Source organism: Amycolatopsis sp. NPDC059027, assembly GCF_042739735.1.
Lineage (GTDB): Bacteria > Actinomycetota > Actinomycetes > Mycobacteriales > Pseudonocardiaceae > Amycolatopsis.
Map to the genome: position 1 here is coordinate 38,262 of NZ_JBHYIK010000043.1, position 18,226 is coordinate 56,487.

The 18,226-nt window shown below is 70.1% G+C and carries 13 protein-coding genes; 10 read left to right on the forward strand and 3 right to left on the reverse strand.

The features are described 5' to 3' along the window. The first annotated feature begins 465 nt into the window (after positions 1-465). From ACFWY9_RS27550 to ACFWY9_RS27595, 10 genes are all read left to right on the forward strand, one after another. On the forward strand, positions 466-1,014 hold the full coding sequence (locus ACFWY9_RS27550) for a (2Fe-2S)-binding protein (protein ID WP_378329108.1): 549 nt from the start codon (positions 466-468) through the stop codon (positions 1,012-1,014). Continuing rightward, positions 1,014-3,383, forward strand: a complete 2,370-nt coding sequence (locus tag ACFWY9_RS27555) for a xanthine dehydrogenase family protein molybdopterin-binding subunit (RefSeq protein ID WP_378329109.1) — start codon at positions 1,014-1,016, stop codon at positions 3,381-3,383. The genes ACFWY9_RS27550 and ACFWY9_RS27555 overlap by 1 nt, the downstream gene beginning before the upstream one ends. Then, a complete protein-coding gene (locus ACFWY9_RS27560; protein WP_378329110.1) occupies positions 3,380-4,231 on the forward strand; it encodes an FAD binding domain-containing protein in 852 nt (283 codons plus the stop codon). Before ACFWY9_RS27555 ends, ACFWY9_RS27560 begins: the two co-directional genes overlap by 4 nt. A 79-nt stretch (positions 4,232-4,310) precedes the next feature. Next, a complete protein-coding gene (locus ACFWY9_RS27565) occupies positions 4,311-5,057 on the forward strand; it encodes an SRPBCC domain-containing protein (RefSeq protein ID WP_378329111.1) in 747 nt (248 codons plus the stop codon). Positions 5,058-5,232: 175 nt separating this feature from the next. Next, on the forward strand, positions 5,233-6,456 hold the full coding sequence (locus ACFWY9_RS27570) for a diguanylate cyclase (RefSeq protein ID WP_378329142.1): 1,224 nt from the start codon (positions 5,233-5,235) through the stop codon (positions 6,454-6,456). 56 nt (positions 6,457-6,512) lie between these two features. Next, positions 6,513-7,598: an NAD(P)-binding domain-containing protein gene (locus ACFWY9_RS27575; RefSeq protein ID WP_378329112.1), complete on the forward strand. Its 1,086-nt coding sequence runs from the start codon at positions 6,513-6,515 to the stop codon at positions 7,596-7,598. 132 nt (positions 7,599-7,730) lie between these two features. Then, a complete protein-coding gene (locus tag ACFWY9_RS27580; protein WP_378329113.1) occupies positions 7,731-10,409 on the forward strand; it encodes a beta-N-acetylglucosaminidase domain-containing protein in 2,679 nt (892 codons plus the stop codon). 209 nt (positions 10,410-10,618) lie between these two features. Next, the gene (locus ACFWY9_RS27585; RefSeq protein WP_378329114.1) at positions 10,619-12,238 is read left to right on the forward strand and encodes a discoidin domain-containing protein; all 1,620 of its coding nucleotides are present in this window, start codon (positions 10,619-10,621) and stop codon (positions 12,236-12,238) included. Between the two features lie 12 nt (positions 12,239-12,250). Next, positions 12,251-13,540 carry an MFS transporter gene (locus ACFWY9_RS27590; RefSeq protein WP_378329115.1) on the forward strand — a complete coding sequence of 430 codons (1,290 nt, stop codon included), beginning with the start codon at positions 12,251-12,253 and terminating at the stop codon, positions 13,538-13,540. Further along, a complete protein-coding gene (locus tag ACFWY9_RS27595) occupies positions 13,537-14,523 on the forward strand; it encodes a hypothetical protein (protein WP_378329116.1) in 987 nt (328 codons plus the stop codon). The genes ACFWY9_RS27590 and ACFWY9_RS27595 overlap by 4 nt, the downstream gene beginning before the upstream one ends. A gap of 58 nt (positions 14,524-14,581) precedes the next feature. Here the strand turns inward: ACFWY9_RS27595 and iolD are convergent, their stop codons facing one another. From iolD to ACFWY9_RS27610, 3 genes are read right to left on the reverse strand one after another with little or no spacing between them, the layout of a single operon-like run. Beyond that, positions 14,582-16,423, reverse strand: coding sequence for a 3D-(3,5/4)-trihydroxycyclohexane-1,2-dione acylhydrolase (decyclizing) (gene iolD, locus ACFWY9_RS27600; RefSeq protein WP_378329117.1), 1,842 nt, complete (start codon positions 16,421-16,423; stop codon positions 14,582-14,584). Next, positions 16,420-17,310: a 5-deoxy-glucuronate isomerase gene (gene iolB / locus ACFWY9_RS27605; RefSeq protein ID WP_378329118.1), complete on the reverse strand. Its 891-nt coding sequence runs from the start codon at positions 17,308-17,310 to the stop codon at positions 16,420-16,422. The genes iolD and iolB overlap by 4 nt, the downstream gene beginning before the upstream one ends. Then, a complete protein-coding gene (locus ACFWY9_RS27610; RefSeq protein ID WP_378329143.1) occupies positions 17,307-18,197 on the reverse strand; it encodes an aldolase in 891 nt (296 codons plus the stop codon). The genes iolB and ACFWY9_RS27610 overlap by 4 nt, the downstream gene beginning before the upstream one ends. Positions 18,198-18,226: the final 29 nt, after the last annotated feature.

An 18,226-nucleotide genomic window follows, 5' to 3' on the forward strand; every position in this document is an offset into this window, starting at 1 on the left:
CGCTCCGATGCCGACGATGAACGTCCCGAACGGAGCGTTCGCGACACGCGCCCCGGGCCCACCGCATGCCGTGAAGGCCCCCTTCACCGCGCTCAACGCCGCGAAGGACCCCTTCACCACACCATCAAGCCCCGGGGAAAAGACCCACCAGCAAAGCCGCACCTCCGCACCTACCGAGAAAACCTCATTAGGGCGCATGAGCCACCCGCGGCCAGTAGCGTCGGGTCCTGACCCTATCCGGCGAACTCGCCCGGATCTTGAGCCGCGAATGCGGTTCTACAGCTTGAGTTTTCGCGCATGTGCGGAAATGGCTTCACTGCTGAAGAGTTCGGGACTTGTCCCCGCGCAGACGGCGTAGCACGCTCACGTGTGAGCCCGATCACCAGCGTGTGTGGCCGGACTTGGCCGTTCCCGAACCGGCCCGCCAGCCTCGCGCCCCGGCGGGCATTTTCTCTTGGAGGCCTGATGCGCATCACCGTCCATGTCGACGGCACGAGCTACACCGACGACGTCGAGCCACGCACCCTGCTCGTACATCACCTGCGTGAACGGCTCGGCAAGGTAGGGACCGTGGTCGGCTGCGACACCAGCAACTGCGGCGCCTGCACCGTCCATCTCGACGGGCACAGCGTGAAGTCCTGTTCGGTGCTCGCGGTCCAGGCGGACGGCTGCGAGGTCACCACCATCGAAGGACTGGCCCGTGACGGGCAGCTGCACCCGGTCCAGCAGGCGTTCCACGACAACCACGCCCTGCAGTGCGGGTTCTGCACGCCCGGCATGATCATGCAGTCGATCGACCTGCTCGCCGACAATCCCGACCCCGACGAGAAAGCCGTCCGCGAAGGCCTCGAAGGCAACCTCTGCCGTTGCACCGGTTACCAGAACATCGTCCGCGCGGTCCGCGACGCCGCCCACCACATGCGGCCCGGTGCCGGGCCGGAGGCCGAGCAGATCGCCGACGAGGCCGCACAGAGCGAAAAGTCCGCTCCGCACGTCGGCGTCGGTGGTGAATGATGACCGCCACGATCGAACCCGAGGTAGGAAAAGCGCGCCGCCGCAAGGAGGACGAGCGGCTCATCACCGGACGTACCCGCTGGACCGACAACATCACGCTGCCCGGCCTGCTGCACCTCGCCGTGCTGCGCAGCCCGCTGGCTCACGCGAGGATCGTCTCCATCGACACGTCCGAGGCGAAGAACTCTTCGGGCGTCATCGCCGTGTACACCGCGAAGGACCTGGACCCGGACGGCACGATCGGCATGCCCTGCGCGTGGCCGATCACCCCGGACATGGCCACTCCGCGGCGTCCGGTCCTGGCCGATGGCCAGGTGAACTTCGCCGGTGAAGGCGTCGCGGTCGTCGTCGCGCGCAGCGCCGCCGAAGCACGCGACGCGCTCGAGAAGATCGACGTCGACTACGACGAATTACCGGTCGTGCTCGACATGGAGGCCGCGCTCGCCGAGGGCGCTCCGCTCGTCCACGAGGATCTCGGCAGCAACCGCAACGCCGTCTGGGTCTTCGACTCGGCCGAGGCCGGCACCGGTGGCGACGTCGAGGAAGCACTGTCCACTTCGGACGTCGTGCTGAAGCGCCGGTTCCGCCAGCAACGCCTCGTCCCGGCGTTCATGGAACCCCGCGCGTGCGTGGTCGACCCGACCGGCCCGCACATCACGATGTGGTCGGCGACCCAGATCCCGCACATCCTCAAGACGATGTCGGCGCTGACGCTGGGCTTGCCCGAGCACAAGCTGCGGGTCATCGCCCCCGACGTCGGCGGCGGGTTCGGCGGCAAGATCGGCGTGCTGCCCGAAGAGATGATGGCCCTGCTCATCGCGAACAAGCTCGGGAAACCGGTGAAGTGGAACGAAACCCGGTCCGAGACGATGCTGGCCGCGCACCACGGCCGCGACCAGATCCAGGACATCACGATCAGCGCGAAGTCCGACGGCACCGTCACCGGGCTCAAGGTCGAGCTGCTCGCCGATCTCGGCGCGTACAACGGGCTCGTCGGGCCCGGCGTGCCGATCCTCGGCGCGTTCATGTTCAACGCGATCTACAAGATCCCGGCCTACCACTTCGCCTGCACCAACGTGTACACGAACACGACGCTGACCGACGCCTACCGCGGTGCCGGGCGGCCGGAGGCGACCTTCGCCATCGAGCGGATGATGGACGAGCTGGCCGCCGAACTGCGCATGGATCCCCTCGCCATCAGGGAAAAGAACTGGATCACCCACGAGGAGTTCCCGTACACCACGGTCGCCGGGCTGACCTACGATTCCGGTGACTACGAGGCCGCCACCGCGAAGGCGAAGGAGCTGTTCGACTACGACGGCCTGCGCGCCGAGCAGGAAAAGCGCCGTGCGGCAGGGGAAACCGTGCAGCTCGGCATCGGGATCTCGACGTTCACCGAGATGTGCGGGCTCGCGCCGTCCCGGGTGCTCGGCTCGCTGTCCTACGGGGCGGGCGGCTGGGAGCACGCGGCCATCCGGATGCTGCCCACCGGCAAGGTCGAGGTCATCACCGGCGCGTCCGCGCACGGCCAGGGGCACGAGACGGCGTGGAGCCAGATCGTCGCCGACCAGCTGGGCGTGGCGTTCGAGGACGTCGAGGTCGTGCACGGGGACACCCAGTCCTCGCACAAGGGTCTCGACACCTACGGTTCGCGGTCGCTGGTCGTCGGCGGGATCGCGATCGTCAAGGCCGCCGAGAAGGTGATCGCCAAGGCCCGGCCGGTCGCGGCGCACCTGCTCGAATGCGCCGAGGACGACCTCGAGTTCGCCGCGGGCAAGTTCACCGTGAAGGGCACGGACACCTCGACGTCCATTCAGGACATCGCGCTCGCCGTGTTCGCCGCGCACAATCTGCCCGACGGTATGGAACCTTCGCTCGACGCGGACGCGACGTTCGATCCGGAGAACTTCTCGTTCCCGCACGGGACCCACCTGTGCGCGGCCGAGGTGGACACCGAGACCGGGCAGGTCCGGCTGCGTTCCTACGTCTGCGTCGACGACGTCGGCGTCGCGGTCAACCCGCTGATCGTCGAAGGCCAGGTGCACGGCGGGCTCGCGCAGGGCATCGCCCAGGCGCTGTTCGAGGAGGCCGTGCACGACGAGGGCGGCACGCTCACCACCGGCACGTTCGCCGACTACCTGCTGCCATCGGCGGCGGACCTGCCCTCGTTCACCACCGCGCGGACCGAAACACCGTCGACGACGAATCCCTTGGGCGCCAAGGGGGTCGGCGAGGCGGGCACGATCGCCTCGACCCCGGCGGTGGTCAACGCCGTGGTCGACGCGGTGCGCCACCTCGGAGTGACCGACGTCGAAATGCCCATGAGCCCGATGCGGGTGTGGAGTGCCATCCAGGGAGGTGCCCAGTGATCCCGGCCCCGTTCGACTACGTCGCTCCGTCCACTGTGGATGAAGCGATCCGTGCCCTGTCCGAAGCGGGCGAGGACGCCAAGGTGCTGGCGGGCGGGCAGAGCCTGCTGCCGGTGCTGCGGATGCGGCTGGCCGCACCGTCCACAGTGGTCGATCTCGGGAAGATCGCCGAGCTCCGGGGAGTCCGTGAGGACGGCGGCTCACTCGTGGTCGGCGCCATGACCACGCACTACGACGTGCAGCGCGATCACCTGATCGCCGAGCACGCCGCGCTGGTCAAGGCCGCGACCGACACCGTCGCCGATCCGCAGATCCGGCACCGCGGCACGTTCGGCGGCGCGATCGCGCACGCCGATCCGGCGGGGGACCTGCTCGCCCCGGTGCTCGCGCTGGACTGCGAACTCGTCATCGCCGGTCCGAACGGGCGGCGGACGGTGCCCGCGGGCGAGTTCTTCCAGGACCTGTTCACCACCGCGCTGGCCCCGGACGAACTGCTCGTCGAGGTCCGCGTGCCCAAGCACACCGGCTGGCACGCGCACTACGCGAAGTTCAACCGGGTCGCGCAGGCCTGGTCGATGGTCGCGGTGGCGGTCACCGTCCGTGTCGACGGCGGCGGCATCGCCGAGGCCAGGGTGGCGCTCACCAACATGGGCGCGACCCCGGTGCGGGCCACCGCGGTCGAAGCGGCGCTCGTCGGCTCTCCGGCGACCGCCGACACGTTCCGGGCGGCGGCCGAGCACGCGGCCGAAGGCACGAACCCGGCATCGGACGGCAACGCCGACGCCGAGTTCCGGCGGCATCTCGCCCGCGTCCTGACCGGCCGGGCACTGGCCGCCGCGGTCGGCTGATGACGCACGTCGGGGCCACCTGCCCGTAAGGTGGCCTCGACGGCTCATCACAGCGGAACACGCAGAAGGAGGTCGGCTCGTGCGGCTCGACCACGAGTTCACCGTCCCGGCACCGATCGGGGAGGTCTGGCAGGCGGTCGTCGACCCGGAGCGGGTCGCCCCGTGCATGCCCGGCGCGACGCTCACGAAGGTCGAAGGGGACACCTTCAGCGGCACGGTGAAGGTCAAGCTCGGCCCGATCTCCTTGCTGTACAAGGGGACCGGCGAGTTCCTGGAGAAGGACGAGGCCGCGCGCAAGGTGGTCATCAAGGCCTCCGGCAAGGACTCCCGCGGCGCGGGCACGGCGGCCGCGACGGTCACGCTCACCCTCACCGAGGCCGAGGGCGGCACACACGGCGCCGTCGCCACCGACCTGGCCATCACCGGGAAGCCCGCGCAGTTCGGCCGCGGCATGATCGCCGAGGTCGGCGGCAAGATCCTGGACACCTTCGCCGGTTGTCTCGCGGAGAAGCTGGCCCCGGCCGCCGGGGACGCGGCCGAGAAGCCCGAAATCAAGGCCGTCCCCGATCCGGTGGCCGACCCCAAGACCGACGGCGCCAAGGCGGAGGCGCCGAAATCCGAGGCCCCGAAGGCCGCCACGGCCACCGCCGAGAAGCCGAAGCTGCACAGCGTCCCGCCCGCCGCCGAGACCGAGGCCATCGACCTGCTCGACTACGCGGGCCAGTCGGTGCTGAAGCGGCTCGCGCCGGTGCTCGCGGCCGTGGTGGCGTTCGTCGGGGTGTTCGCGATCGTGCGGCGCCTGCGGCGAAAGTCATCGTCTCGGTAGGTCTATACCCGCCGCCGATTCGGACACTTCACCCGTACCGGCGACGCTCCCGACATCGACCGGCTACGCTGGGCGACCTCGCCGGCCTATCTTGCGCAGGGGGAGCGTCGCGATGCAGGGAGCCGTCTCCCAGGGAACGCGGTCCGCGTGGCCCGGCTGGCCAGGCCGGTGGGCGATGTGGTCGGCCGCGCGGCCCCGCTGGATCGCCTACGCGGTGACCTGCGAAACCGTGGCCGCGGGCGCGATGGTGCTCGCGCTGGTGACCGGATTCGGCGGTGCGGTCCGGCCGGTGTGGTTCGCGGCGCTGGTGGCGCTCGGGATCGCGCAGGCGGAGATGTCCCGCCGGATCGAGCGGCTGCGCCGGTGGATGAGCGGCCAGACGCACATCAACGTGACCTCCGTCTGGTACCTCGCCGGCGCGGTACTGCTCCCGCCCGGCTGGGTCGCGTTGCTGGCCGTGGCGCTGTACGTGCACTTGTGGCTGCGGGTGTGGCGGCACGTACGCAGCCGCCCGGCGCATCGGTTCGCGGCCAGCACGGCGTGGGCGATGCTGTCGTGCTTCGCCGCCTCCGCCTCGTTGACGGTGACCGGACTCGACAGCGCACCGCTGGAAACCTGGCGAGGCGTCGGCGCGCTCGTGCTCGCGGCCGTGGTGTTCGAGCTCGTCAACATCGCGCTGGTGGCGGCGGGCATCTACCTCTACACCAGCAAACCGTCGCTGGCCGATCTCATCGGCACTCGCGAGGACAACGCCTTCGAGCTCGCGACGCTGTGCCTCGGCGGGCTCGTCGCGCTCGCGCTCGTCGTGCAGCCCGTGCTGATCGTGTGCGCCATCGCCCCGCTGCTGTTGCTGCACCGGTATCTGCTGCTCAAACAACAGCTTCAGGTCGCCGCGGTCACCGACGAGAAGACCGGCCTGCTGAACACGGCGGGCTGGCACAAACGTGCCACCCGTGAGTTCGCCAGGGCCCGGCGGCGCGGGGCGAGCGGGGGTTTCGCGGTCCTCATGATCGATCTGGACCACTTCAAACGGATCAACGACACCTACGGCCACCTCACCGGGGACGACGTCCTCGCCGAGGTGGCCGTCGCGATCACGGGATCGGTGCGGGCGAGCGACACCGTCGGCCGTTTCGGTGGCGAGGAGTTCGTCGTGTTGCTGCCCGCGGTCGGCGGCGTCGACGTGCTCGGCATCGCCGAACGGATACGGGCCACCATTGGCGCGCTGAACGTGGTGATCTCCAGCGGCGCCGGGACGATCCACATCGGCGAGCTGTCCGTCTCCGTCGGCGTCGCCTACTATCCCGGCGCCGGGGACACGCTCGACTGCGTCCTCCGCGCCGCCGACGAAGCGCTCTACCGGGCCAAAGACGCGGGCCGCAACCGCGTCGCCCTCTGACCGCCGGTGTGACCCCCGACTCGAAATACCGCGCGATCCCGGCCGTTGAACCGGATATGACGGAGCACGAGACGGACGTGGTGGTCATCGGGGCCGGACAGGCCGGGCTTTCCGCCGCGTATCACCTCCATCGCTCCGGATTCCGCAACGAGAGCGGGTTCGTCGTCCTCGACCACGGCGACCGCGCGGGCGGTGCCTGGCAGTACCGCTGGCCGTCGCTCGTTCTCGGCAAGGTGCACGGCCTCTACGACCTGCCGGGCATGACGCTCGGCGTCCCGGATCGCTCGCGGCCCGCGTCCGAGGTCGTGTCCGAGTACTTCGAGCGTTTCGAGAAGACCTTCGATCTGCCCGTGCGGCGCCCCGTCGACGTCCAGTCGGTGACCCGGGACCGCGAACGGCTCGTCGTCGCCAGTGCCACCGAGACCTGGGCCGCCCGTGCCGTCATCAACGCGACCGGCACCTGGGACAAGCCGTTCTGGCCGCACTATCCGGGCCAGGAGACGTTCGCCGGGCGTCAGCTGCACACCGCGGACTACACCGGCGCCGAGGACTTCCGTGGCAAGCGGGCGCTCGTCGTCGGCGGTGGGGCCTCGGCCGTCCAGCTGCTCATGGAGATCGCCCCGGTCGCCGCCGCGACGCGCTGGGTTACGCGGCGTCCGCCAGTGTGGCGGGACGAACCGTTCAGCGAGGATTGGGGCCGCAACGCCGTTGCCAAGGTCGAACACCGCGTGCGGGCCGGGTTGCCACCGGAGAGCGTCGTCAGCGTGACCGACCTGGCGCTCACCCCCGAGGTCCGCCAGGCGCAGGCTGACGGAATCCTCGACCGGCATCCGATGTTCGACCATCTCACGCCCGGCGGCGCGGTCTGGGCGGACGGCACCCGCTTCGACGCCGACGTCATCCTCTGGGCCACCGGTTTCCGTGCCGCGCTCGACCATCTCGCCCCGTTGCACCTGCGTGCGCCCGGCGGCGGGATCGAGGTCGAGGGCACCCGCGTGGTCGTGGAACCGCGGCTGCATCTGGTCGGGTACGGGCCGTCGGCGAGCACCGTCGGGGCCAACCGCGCGGGCCGCGCGGCTGTCCGCGAAGTGCGGGCGTTACTCGGCCAATCAGCGGTGCCGTCGTTGACACGCAGTGCGTGAAGCTGCGCGAAGACCACCCGTAATGGTCTGTTCCACTCACTGCATTCGGTGTTAACTGGCTCACACAACGTCGTCGATCGACGCATAGGGGGCCAGATGCCGTCCTTCAGATGGGTTATCAGACTCTTTCCGGTGACATCGCTCGCGGTGGCTGCCGCGATGGTCGTGCCCACCCCGGCGGGCGCCGCCGGGGCCGCCGCGGGCCTGGCGAAGGTGTGGCCGACTCCCCAGCAGGTGACGTCGCGGCCGGGCCAGGTCACCATCCCGCGCACCGTCGTCGAGGTCACCGGCCGGGACACCGATCCTTCCGCGCTCGCGGTGGTGGAACAGGTGCTCCGCTCGGCGGGCGCGAGCACCTTCGTCAAGATCACCGACGGTGACCAGGCCGCCCAGACGGCACGCGAGCGCGGCGGGCTCGTGGTGTTCGTCGGCGGTCCCACCGAGAGCAAGGCGACCGCGCAGGCGCTCGCCGCGCTCAAGGTGGACGGGCCGGAAGGCCTGCCGCGCGGGGGCTACGTCCTCGCCGCGGACCGCGGTGTCATCGCACTGTCCGGTGTGGACACCACTGGAACGTTCTACGCCGCGCAGTCGATGCGTCAGCTCTTCGCCGGTGGCAAGAGCGGCGCGTTCACCATGCGGGACTGGCCGGCGGCGCCACTGCGCGGTGTCATCGAGGGCTTCTACGGCGCGCCGTGGTCGCACAACGATCGCTTGGCACAGCTGGATTTCTACGGCCGCACCAAGCAGAACATCTACGTCTACTCGCCCAAGGACGACCCGTATCTGCGGGCCCGCTGGCGTGACCAGTACCCGCCCGACCAGCTCGCCCTGATCTCGCAGCTGGTCTCCCGCGCCACCGCGAACCACGTCGAGTTCACCTACGCGCTCTCGCCGGGGCTCTCGGTGTGTTACTCCTCGGACGCCGACGCGGCGGCGCTCGTCTCGAAATTCCAGTCCCTGTGGGACATCGGGGTCCGCTCGTTCTCGATCCCGCTCGACGACATCTCCTACACGCGCTGGAACTGCGACGCCGACGCCGCGAAGTTCGGCACCGGCGGCGCGGCCGCGGGCGCCGCGCAGTCGTTCCTGCTCAACCGCGTGCAGAAGGACTTCATCGCCACGCATCCCGGCGTCGAGCGGCTGCAGATGGTCCCGACCGAGTACTACGACGTCGACGACTCGCCGTACAAGACCGCGTTGCGTACCCAGCTCGACCCGGCCGTGCTCGTCGAGTGGACCGGGGTCGGCGTGGTCGCCAGCCAGATCACCGAAAAGCAGGCACAGCAGGCGAAAGCGGTGTTCGGGCACGACATCCTGATCTGGGACAACTACCCGGTCAACGACTACATCACCGAGCGGCTGCTCCTCGGCCCGTACATCGGGCGTGAGCCCGGCGTCGCGAAGCTCATGTCCGGCATCACCGCGAACCCGATGGTGCAGGCGGAGGCCTCGAAGATCGCCGAGTTCACCTCGGGGAACTTCCTGTGGAATCCGGCGAGATACGATCCCGACGCCTCGTGGGCGGCGGCCGTCGCCGATCTCGGCGGAGCGGCGGCACCGGCGCTGAAAGTGTTCGCGGAGAACAACTTCTCGAGCCTGCTGGCCCGTCTCGACACCGGGAAACCGGATCTGGACTCGCCGGTGCTGCGCCCGCTGCTGAGCGCGTTCTGGACGGCGCTGGACAACAAGAACCCGTGGGACGCGGCGGCGAAACTCGACCGCTACCTCGCCCTGATGACGGCCAACCCGGCCGATCTGCGGCGCGGGATGGCGTCGAATCCGAAGTTCCTCGCCGAGGTCGGGCCCTGGCTCGACCAGGTCGGGTTCTACGGCCAGGCAGGGCAGCACGCGGTGAAGATGCTGATGGCGCAGTACGTCGGGGACGGCCAGAAGGCGTGGGCCGAACGCGGCGAGCTGGTCGCGGCGCTGCAGAAGGCGCGGGACATCCGCGTCCAGACCGCGCGCGGCCCGCGGAACCCGAGTTCCTGCACCGCGGTGTGCGTCCCGTTCCTGAACTCCGCGCTGGCCGCCGCGGACCGCTGGTTCGGGCTGCCCGGCGTTCGGCCGCTGCCGGTGACGACGCTCGGTACCTACACCGACAACGGGCCCGAGCGCATGGTCGACGGTGACCCCGACACGTACTACTGGAGTGACGGGCCGCCGGGGCTCAACGACGCGGTCGGCGTCGATCTCGGTGCCGCGCAGCCGGTGTCCCATGTGGACGTTCTGATGGGCAAGCCCACCAGTCCCGCCGACTTCGTCCACAGTGGAGTGCTGGAGTACTCGTCCGACGGTGAGCACTGGACGGTGTTGCAGGTCGTCGCGCAGCCGACGCTCTCGGCCGACTTCCCGGCCGGGGCCAAGGCCCGCTTCGTGCGGGTGCGCTCGACCGGGACGCAGATCAACTGGGTTGTGACCCGGGAGTTCACCGTTTCCGTCCCCGGCACGCCGAAGTACACGGTGTCCGGCACCCCGGCGGGGACGAAACTCGAAGCGGCGGCCGACAACAACGCGGATTCGGTGTACACGGCGGGCTCCGCGCCAGTCGCCGGTGACGCGCTCGTGGTCACCGCCGCCTCGGCGAAACCGCTCGTCAAGGTCGTCGTGCTGGCCGTCGAATCCGGCGCCGGTGCGGACGTGCAGGTCGCCGACGCGGCGGCGCCGGGCGGCTGGCGCACGATCGGCAGGCTCGACGGGCGCTACGCCGAACTGCCCGCCCGTGGTGCCGTGACCGACCGGGTCCGTCTCTTGTGGACACCGGGCACGGTCGCCCCGAAGATCGCGGAGGTGGTTCCCGTCTTCGCACGTTAGCCACTTCTTGGCGCTGCTCCCCGCTCATCGGAACATCGATGGGCGGGGAGTCCTGTATACGGAGCGTATCTGGACCGTTTCACCTTCGTTCGCCGGTTGCCAATGTCCGGTAATGACCATTAAGGTTCCGTTTTAGTTAGGAAACTTTCCTAACAGTAAACGCCGCAGGTCCTATCCGCCCAGCTCGTCCGGTATTCCAGGAGCGCGACGTGTCCTCTTCCCGATCCCGAACCCTGCTCAGGCTGGCGCCCGCGGCTGCCGCGGTCGTGCTCGTGCCCGCCGCCCTGAGCGCCACCACCTCGTCAGCGGCCGCGGCCGACACCCTGCTCACCAAGGGAAAGCCGACAGCCACCTCCACCATCGAGAGTGCGTCGTACTCCGGCGACAAGGCCGTGGACGGCGACACCAAGACCCGGTGGGCGAGCGTCGAGAGCGCCGATCCGCAGTGGCTGCGCATCGACCTCGGTCAGCCGTCCACAGTGCACCGCGTGCGGTTGAACTGGGAGGCCGCGTACGCGAAGAAGTACCGCATCGAGATGTCCGACGACGGTACGAACTTCCGCACCGTGGCCACGATCGACAACGGCGACGGCAAGATCGACGATCTGCCGGGGCTCACCGGGCACGGCCGTTACCTGCGCTTCGTCGGTGTCCAGCGGGCGACCAGCTACGGCTACTCGCTCTGGGAACTCGAGGCCTTCGGCACTCCGGACTCCACCGGTGACACCCAGGCGCCGAGTACCCCGGCCGGGCTGACCGCGGGGGAGGTCACCACCTCCAGTGCGGCGCTGAATTGGACCGCGTCGACCGACAACGTGGGCGTCGCCGGCTACGACATCCTCCGCGACGGCAAGGTCGTCGCCAGCTCGGAGACCACGTCGTACAACGACACCGGCCTGACACCCGACACGTCCTACACCTACTCCGTGCGGGCACGCGACGCCGCGGGCAACACCTCGGCGGCGAGCGCCGGCGTCACGGTGCGGACGAAGACGGGCAGCGCGTCGGGATTCGTCCTCGCCGCGGCGGGCGACATCGCCGAGCAGTGCACCGCGTCGAGTTCGAGCTGTGTGCACCCGAAGACCGCCAAGCTGGTCGAGCAGATGAACCCGGCCGCGGTGATCACCATGGGCGACAACCAGTACGACGACGCGCACCTGTCGGACTTCCAGAACTACTTCGACAAGACCTGGGGCAGGTTCAAGGACAAGATCCACCCGATCCCGGGCAACCACGAGGGCTACGACAGCCCGAAGAACCAGGGCTACAAGGACTACTTCGGCAAGATCGCGACCCCGAACGGCAAGACGTACTACAGCTGGGAAATGGGGAACTGGCACTTCATCGCGCTGGACTCCAACGAGTTCGCCCCGCCGGACGATCTCGCGGCCAACGCGGAGTCCGCGCAGCTGACCTGGCTCAAGCAGGATCTGGCCAAGAACACCAAGGGCTGCGTCGCCGCGTACTACCACCACCCGCGGTTCAGCTCGGGTGACCACGGTGACCAGAAGGGCAGCGCGGAGCTGTGGAAGCTCCTGGCGGCCAACAAGGTCGACCTGGTGCTCAACGGCCACGACCACCACTACGAGCGGTTCAACCCGCAGAACGCGGACGGCAAGGCCGACCCGGCCGGTCCGGTGGAGATCCTCGGCGGCATGGGCGGGGCGCACCTCTACCCGATCCACTCCGCGCACCCGACCACGGCGAAGCTGATCGGCGGCACCTACGGCGTGCTGAAGCTTTCGATGACCGACACCAGCTTCCAGAGCCAGCTTCTTGGCGTGGACGGCAAGGTCCTCGACAGCAGCCCGACCTACACCTGCCACTGATCGGGGCCGCGGATGTACATCGCGACAAGCCGTAGTTCGGACGCCGCTTCGGGTGTCACCGCCGAGGCCGGCCGCACGCCCGCGCTGCGCAGGGTGTCCGCCAACGTGGTGGCGCTCGGCATGGTCAGCCTGGTCACCGACATCTCCTCGGAGATGGTCACCGCGGTGCTGCCGCTGTACCTGGTGCTCGGGCTCGGGCTCAACCCGCTGCAGTTCGGGTTGCTCGACGGCCTCTACGCCGGGGCGACCGCGGTGGTGCGGTTGCTCGGCGGGCACGTCGCCGACCGATGGCGGCGGCTCAAGGCGGTGGCCGGGTTCGGCTACGGCTTGTCCGCGGTGTGCAAGCTCGGCCTGCTGGCGGCCGGTTCGTCGGTGGCCGCGATCGGCGCGGTGCTGGCCGCGGACCGCACCGGCAAGGGCCTGCGGACGGCACCGAGGGACGCGCTGATCTCACTGAGCAGTGACCCGGCGACGCTGGGCCGGTCGTTCGGGGTGCACCGGGCGATGGACACGGTCGGGGCGTTCCTCGGGCCGCTGGTCGCGATGGCGGTGCTGTGGTTGTCGCTCGGCAACTACCAGGCGGTGTTCTTCACCAGCTTCTGCATCGCCGCCATCGCGGTGCTGCTGCTCGGGTTGTTCGTCCGGGATCGGAAGAGCCCGCCCGAGGTACTCCCTACCGCCGAGGGCACATCAGCGCAGTCCGAGCGGGTCCGTACCTCGGTGCGGGCCGCGTTCGGCCTGCTGCGGGACGCGCCGTTCCGGCGGATCTCGATCTGGGCGGCGCTGCTGGGCCTGGTCACGATCGGCGACTCGTTCGTGTACCTGGTCCTGCAGCGCCGGTGGTCGGTCGAGCCGCAGCTGTTCCCATTGCTGCCGCTGGGCACCGCCGGGGTCTTCCTGCTGCTGGCGGTGCCACTGGGCAGGCTCGCCGACCGGGTCGGCCGGTGGGCGGTGTTCCTGGCCGGGCACGTCGCGCTGGGCGCGGCGTTGCTGATCCTCGCCGGGCCGACCGGCGGGATCTGGATCGCCGTGTGCGCGCTCGCCCTGCACGGCGCGTTCTACGCGGCGACCGACGGGGTGCTGATGGCCGCCGCCGGCCCGTTGTTGCCCACCGGGCTGCGGGCGACCGGGATGGCGGTGATCCAGACCGGGCAGGCGGTGGCCAGGATGGCCTCGTCCGTCCTTTTCGGACTGGCGTGGACGGTGTGGGACCTGCGGCCGGCGGTGTTCGTCGCGGCCGGGGTGTTGCTCGTGGCGGTGCTCGCCGCCGCGGTGGTCAAGCCATGGGCGGTGCGCGCGTGAAGAAGATCCTCCTCGCCGTGGTGGGTGTGCTGGTCCTGGCCGGTGCCGCGGTCGTGTTCGTGGTGAACGCCAGGGCGGGCGACGGCGGCACGAACGCCGTGCCGGTGGTGACCGGCCAGCCGATGACGTTGTCGCCGGGACGGCTGTTGTTCCGCAACACCGCGCCCGGCCCCGACTCGGGGAAGCTGGCGTCGGTACCGCTCGCGACGCCGGACGCGCCTCGTCAGGTCGGTGACCTGCGCTGCGACCGCGTCGCCGTGGCGGCGGGGACCGGCGTGTGCCTCGCCGTGCACCCCGACGTGCTCCCGGCGGTGAGCGACGTGATCGTGCTCGACGACAAACTCGGCGTCAAGCACAAGGAGACGCTGCCGGGCACGCCGAGCCGGGCCCGGGTGTCGCCGGACGGCAAGTTCGTCTACTGGACCCTGTTCGTCACCGGTGACTCCTATGCCGCGCAAGGGTTTTCCACCCGCGCCGGGGTGTACGAGGTCGAGACCGGAACCCTGGTGAAGACGATCGAAGAGCTCGCGGTGTTCGTCGGCGGCCAGCGCTATCTCGCCGCGGACGTCAACTACTGGGGCATCACGTTCGCCCCGGACGGGAACCGGTTCTACGCGACGCTCGGATCCAAGGGGCAGACTCACCTGATCGAGGGCGACTACCAGCGCTATCGCGGGAAGTCGTTGCGGGACAACGTCGAATGCCCATCCCTTTCGCCGGACGGTAAGCGGATCGCGTTCAAGAAGAAGGTGTCCGAAGGCGTATGGCGGCTTTCGGTGCTCGACCTCGCGAGCATGCGGGAGACACCGCTGGCCGAAACCCGCAGCGTCGACGACCAGGCGCTGTGGCAGGACTCCTCGACCATCCTTTATGGACTCGCCAAGCCGGACGGCGGTTCGGACATCTGGTCCGTGCCCGCCGACGGCTCGGGCGCGCCCCGGTTGCTGGTGGCGGGCGGGGCCTCGCCCGCCGTGGTGAGCTGACGGCGAACTCGCGTGATCAGCCGCGTATCTCGCGTGATTGCGTGGAGATCTCGCGTGATCAGGGGCGGAGGTAGCGGATCTGGGCGTCCTTGCCGACGTCGCGGGTGGGGCGGCCGGTGAGGTGGGACGGGACGCCGACCTCCCACCAGGCGCCCGCTTCGGTCCATTTCCGTGGCTGGGTCTTGACCACGACGACGGCGGGGCGTTGCCCGGCGACGGCGGCCTCGCGGGCTTTCGCGTAGGCCGAGCGGACGTCGTCGAGCGAGACCGCCGGGAAGACCGCGCAGCCCAGTGCGGCGGCGTGCGCGGCGAAGTCCACTCGCGGTGGTGCCTCGGCCGAAGACCGGCAGTCGGCGTAGAAGTTGTTGAACGGGGCTCCGCCCTGTCCTTCCTGGAGGCGCGCGATGACGGCGTACCCGTCGTTGTCGCAGACGACGGCGACCAGCGGATGGCCCGCGAACGCGGCCGAGAACAGCTCGGAGTTCAGCATCAGGTACGACCCGTCCCCGAGCAGGGTCGTCACCAGCCCGCCGGTGTGCCCGATCGCGGCGCCCCAGGCGCCGGACAGTTCGTAGCCCATGCACGAGAACCCGTATTCGACGTCCATGCTGACGGTGCCGGATCCGCGCCACCCGCCGATCAGCTCGCCCGGTAACCCGCCGGACGCCGTCATCACGTAGTCCGACGGCGCGGACAGCTCGTTCACCGTGCCGACCACCTGGGCGTAGCTCGGCGCGCCGTCGCCGTCCGGAGTTCGCAGCGTGTCGATGTGCGCGTCCCAGCGTGCGCGTTCCTCCGCCGCCCGCGCTGTCCACTGTGGATCGACCTGCCAGCTTTCCAGCTGCGCCGCCAGATCCGCGAGCCCGGCGTCGGCGTCACCGACGACGGCCAGCGCGCCGTGCTTGACCGCGTCGAACCTCGCCGCGTTCACGGTGATCAGCCGGACGTCGGGGGAGAACAACGTCCACGACGCCGTCGTGAAGTCCTGCAACCGGGTACCCACGGCGAGCACGACGTCGGCTTCGGCCGCGAGGGCGTTCGCCGAAGCCGAGCCGGTGATCCCCAGCGGTCCGGCGTGCAGCGGATGATCGTGCGGGACGAGCGTGCGCCCGGCCGTCGTCTCGGTGACGGGAATGCCGTGCCGCTCGGCGAAGTCCAGTGCCCGCTTCCCGGCGCCGGAGTACCGGACGCCGCCGCCCAGCACCAGCAGCGGCCGCCGGGCCGCGCGCAGTGTCGCGGCGGCGGAGGTGAGGGACCGCCGGTCCGGCCGGGGCCGCAGCGGCCGATGGGTGACCGGTTCGAACAGCGCCTCCGGGAAGTCGTAGGTCTCCGCCTGGACGTCCTGCGGCAGCGCGAGCGTCACCGGACCGCAGTCGGCAGGATCGGTGAGGATCCGCGCGACCTGTGGCAGTGTCGAGAGCAACTGTTCGGGCCGGATGATCCGGTCGAAGTACCGGCTCACCGCGCGGAACGCGTCGTTGACGGTCGCCCCGGGATCGCCGAAGTGCTCGACCTGCTGCAGCACCGGGTCCGGGGCGCGGCTGACGAACGTGTCGCCCGGCAGCAGCAGCAACGGCAGCCGGTTGGCGTGCGCGACCCCCGCCGCGGTGACCATGTTCAGTGCCCCCGGCCCGATCGACGACGTCGCGACGCCGACCTGGCGCCGATGCGTCGCCTTCGCGTAGCCGACCGCAGCGAGCGCCATGCCCTGCTCGTTGTGCCCGCGCCAGATGGGGATCTCGTCGCGATGCTCCTCCAGCGCGGTTCCGAGCCCGAGCACGTTGCCGTGCCCGAAGATCGCGAACACGCCGCCGAACAGCGGAACTTCGCGCCCGTCCAGGGTTTCCGAACGTTGCGCGAGCATCCAGCGCACGAGTGCCTGTGCTGTCGTGAGTTTCACCGGACGATCCCTTCGTGGCTCGTCACCGGGCACCGCGGGTCGAGGTCCTGCGCCGCCCAGGTGTCGCGGACCCAGCCGTGCGCCGGGTCGTCGCAGAACGCCATCGACCGCTCCTCGGCCGGGCCCGCCAGGACGTTCAGGTAGTACATCGGATAGCCCGGCGCGGCGACGCAGGGCCCGTGGTAGCCGCGGGGGATGAGGAAGACGTCGCCGTCGCGCACCGCGACGTCCTCGTCCAGCGCACCGTCCGAAGTGTACGTCCGGTGCAGCCCGAACCCTTCCCGCGAAGGAGTGACCCCGTCCCGCCCAGCGATGCGGAAGTAGTAGATCTCCTCGTTCAGGACCTCGCATTCGGTGGCCTCGTCGTGCTTGTGCGGTGGATACGAGGACCAGTTCCCGCCGGGCGTGATCAGTTCGCACGCGTTGAGCTTGTCCGCGTGCTCCCAGACGCCGGGAACGCCGAAGTTGGTGACCTGCCGCGTCGCCTGCCCCGCCCCGCGGACCTCGACCGGTACGTCCTCCGCCGGGCCGTATCGCGGGGTGAGACGCCGGGTGCACCGAGCCATCGGCAGCGCGACCTCCAATCCGTCTACACTGGACAGCCTTACCTCGGCATCCCGTGGTACGTAAGCGAAATCCGTGACGCGGGTGAATACCGAGTCGCGTCCGGCCAGCTCGAACACCTCGCCGTCGACCCGGACCGTGCCCGAGCCCGCCAGCGGGAGGACGAACGCCTCGAACTCACCGGTGTGCACCACGCGTGACTCACCAGGAGCGAGCGCGAGCACGCGCAGCCCGGTATAGGTCCAGCCCGCCGAATCCGGGGTCAGCCGGACCTGGTCGGCGCCGTCCGAGAGGGTCCCCATCCGGCGGTGGAGTTTGCTCACTTCGCGGCCTCCAAGAGTTTCGCGGCGGCCGCCACGGCGGCGCCGACATCACCATCGGGCGGGTAGAGCAGCGTGCGGCCCACGACGAGACCGCGGACGACCTCGTGCCGCACCGTCCGGCCCCAGGCCGCGAGATCCTCGGCAGGGTCGGGCGAGGGCGCGCCGCCGAGCACGACCACCGGCAGCGTCGTCGCGCCGAGCACCGCGGGGTCGTCGGTCGAGGGCAGCTTCAGCCAGGTGTAGGCCGAGGTCACCCCGATCCCGGACGCCACTGTCACCGCGCGGGCCAGCGACGCGGTGTCGGTCTGCAGCACCAGCCTCCCGGTGTCGCTCTGGCTGTAGGGGAGCGGCTCGACCATGGCCATCAGCCCGTAGGCGGCGAGTTCGGTGACCGCCTCGGCGCAGGCCTGCAGTGTCGGCACGGTGCCGCGGTCGGAATCGACGAGGCGCAGCAGCATCTTGCCGCCGTCGAGCCGGGAGTCCATGAGCGACCGCGCGTCGTACCCGGTGAACCGGTCGTCGATCTCCCATTCCGCGCCCGCCAGTCCGCCCCGGTTCATCGAGCCGATCACGATCTTGTCGTGCAGTGCGCCGAGCAGCAGCAGTTCTTCGACGATGTCCGGGGTGCCGAGGATCCCGTCGACCGCCGGGTTCTCGAGCGCGACGAGCAGGCGTTCCAGCAGCGACCGCCGATCGGCCATCGCGGTGGGGTCACCGCCGACGCCGAGCGCACCGCGCGCCGGGTGATCGGCCGCGACCAGGAACAACGTGCCCCGCTCGGACAGCAGGTTCGGCCGTTTCCGCCGGGCCGCGTACGCCTGGCGTACCGCCTCGGGATCGGTGGCCCGCGTCCGCAGCAGCTCACGCCAGCGTTCGTCGGTCAGCACGGACTCCGCCGACGTACTCCCTTCCGCGG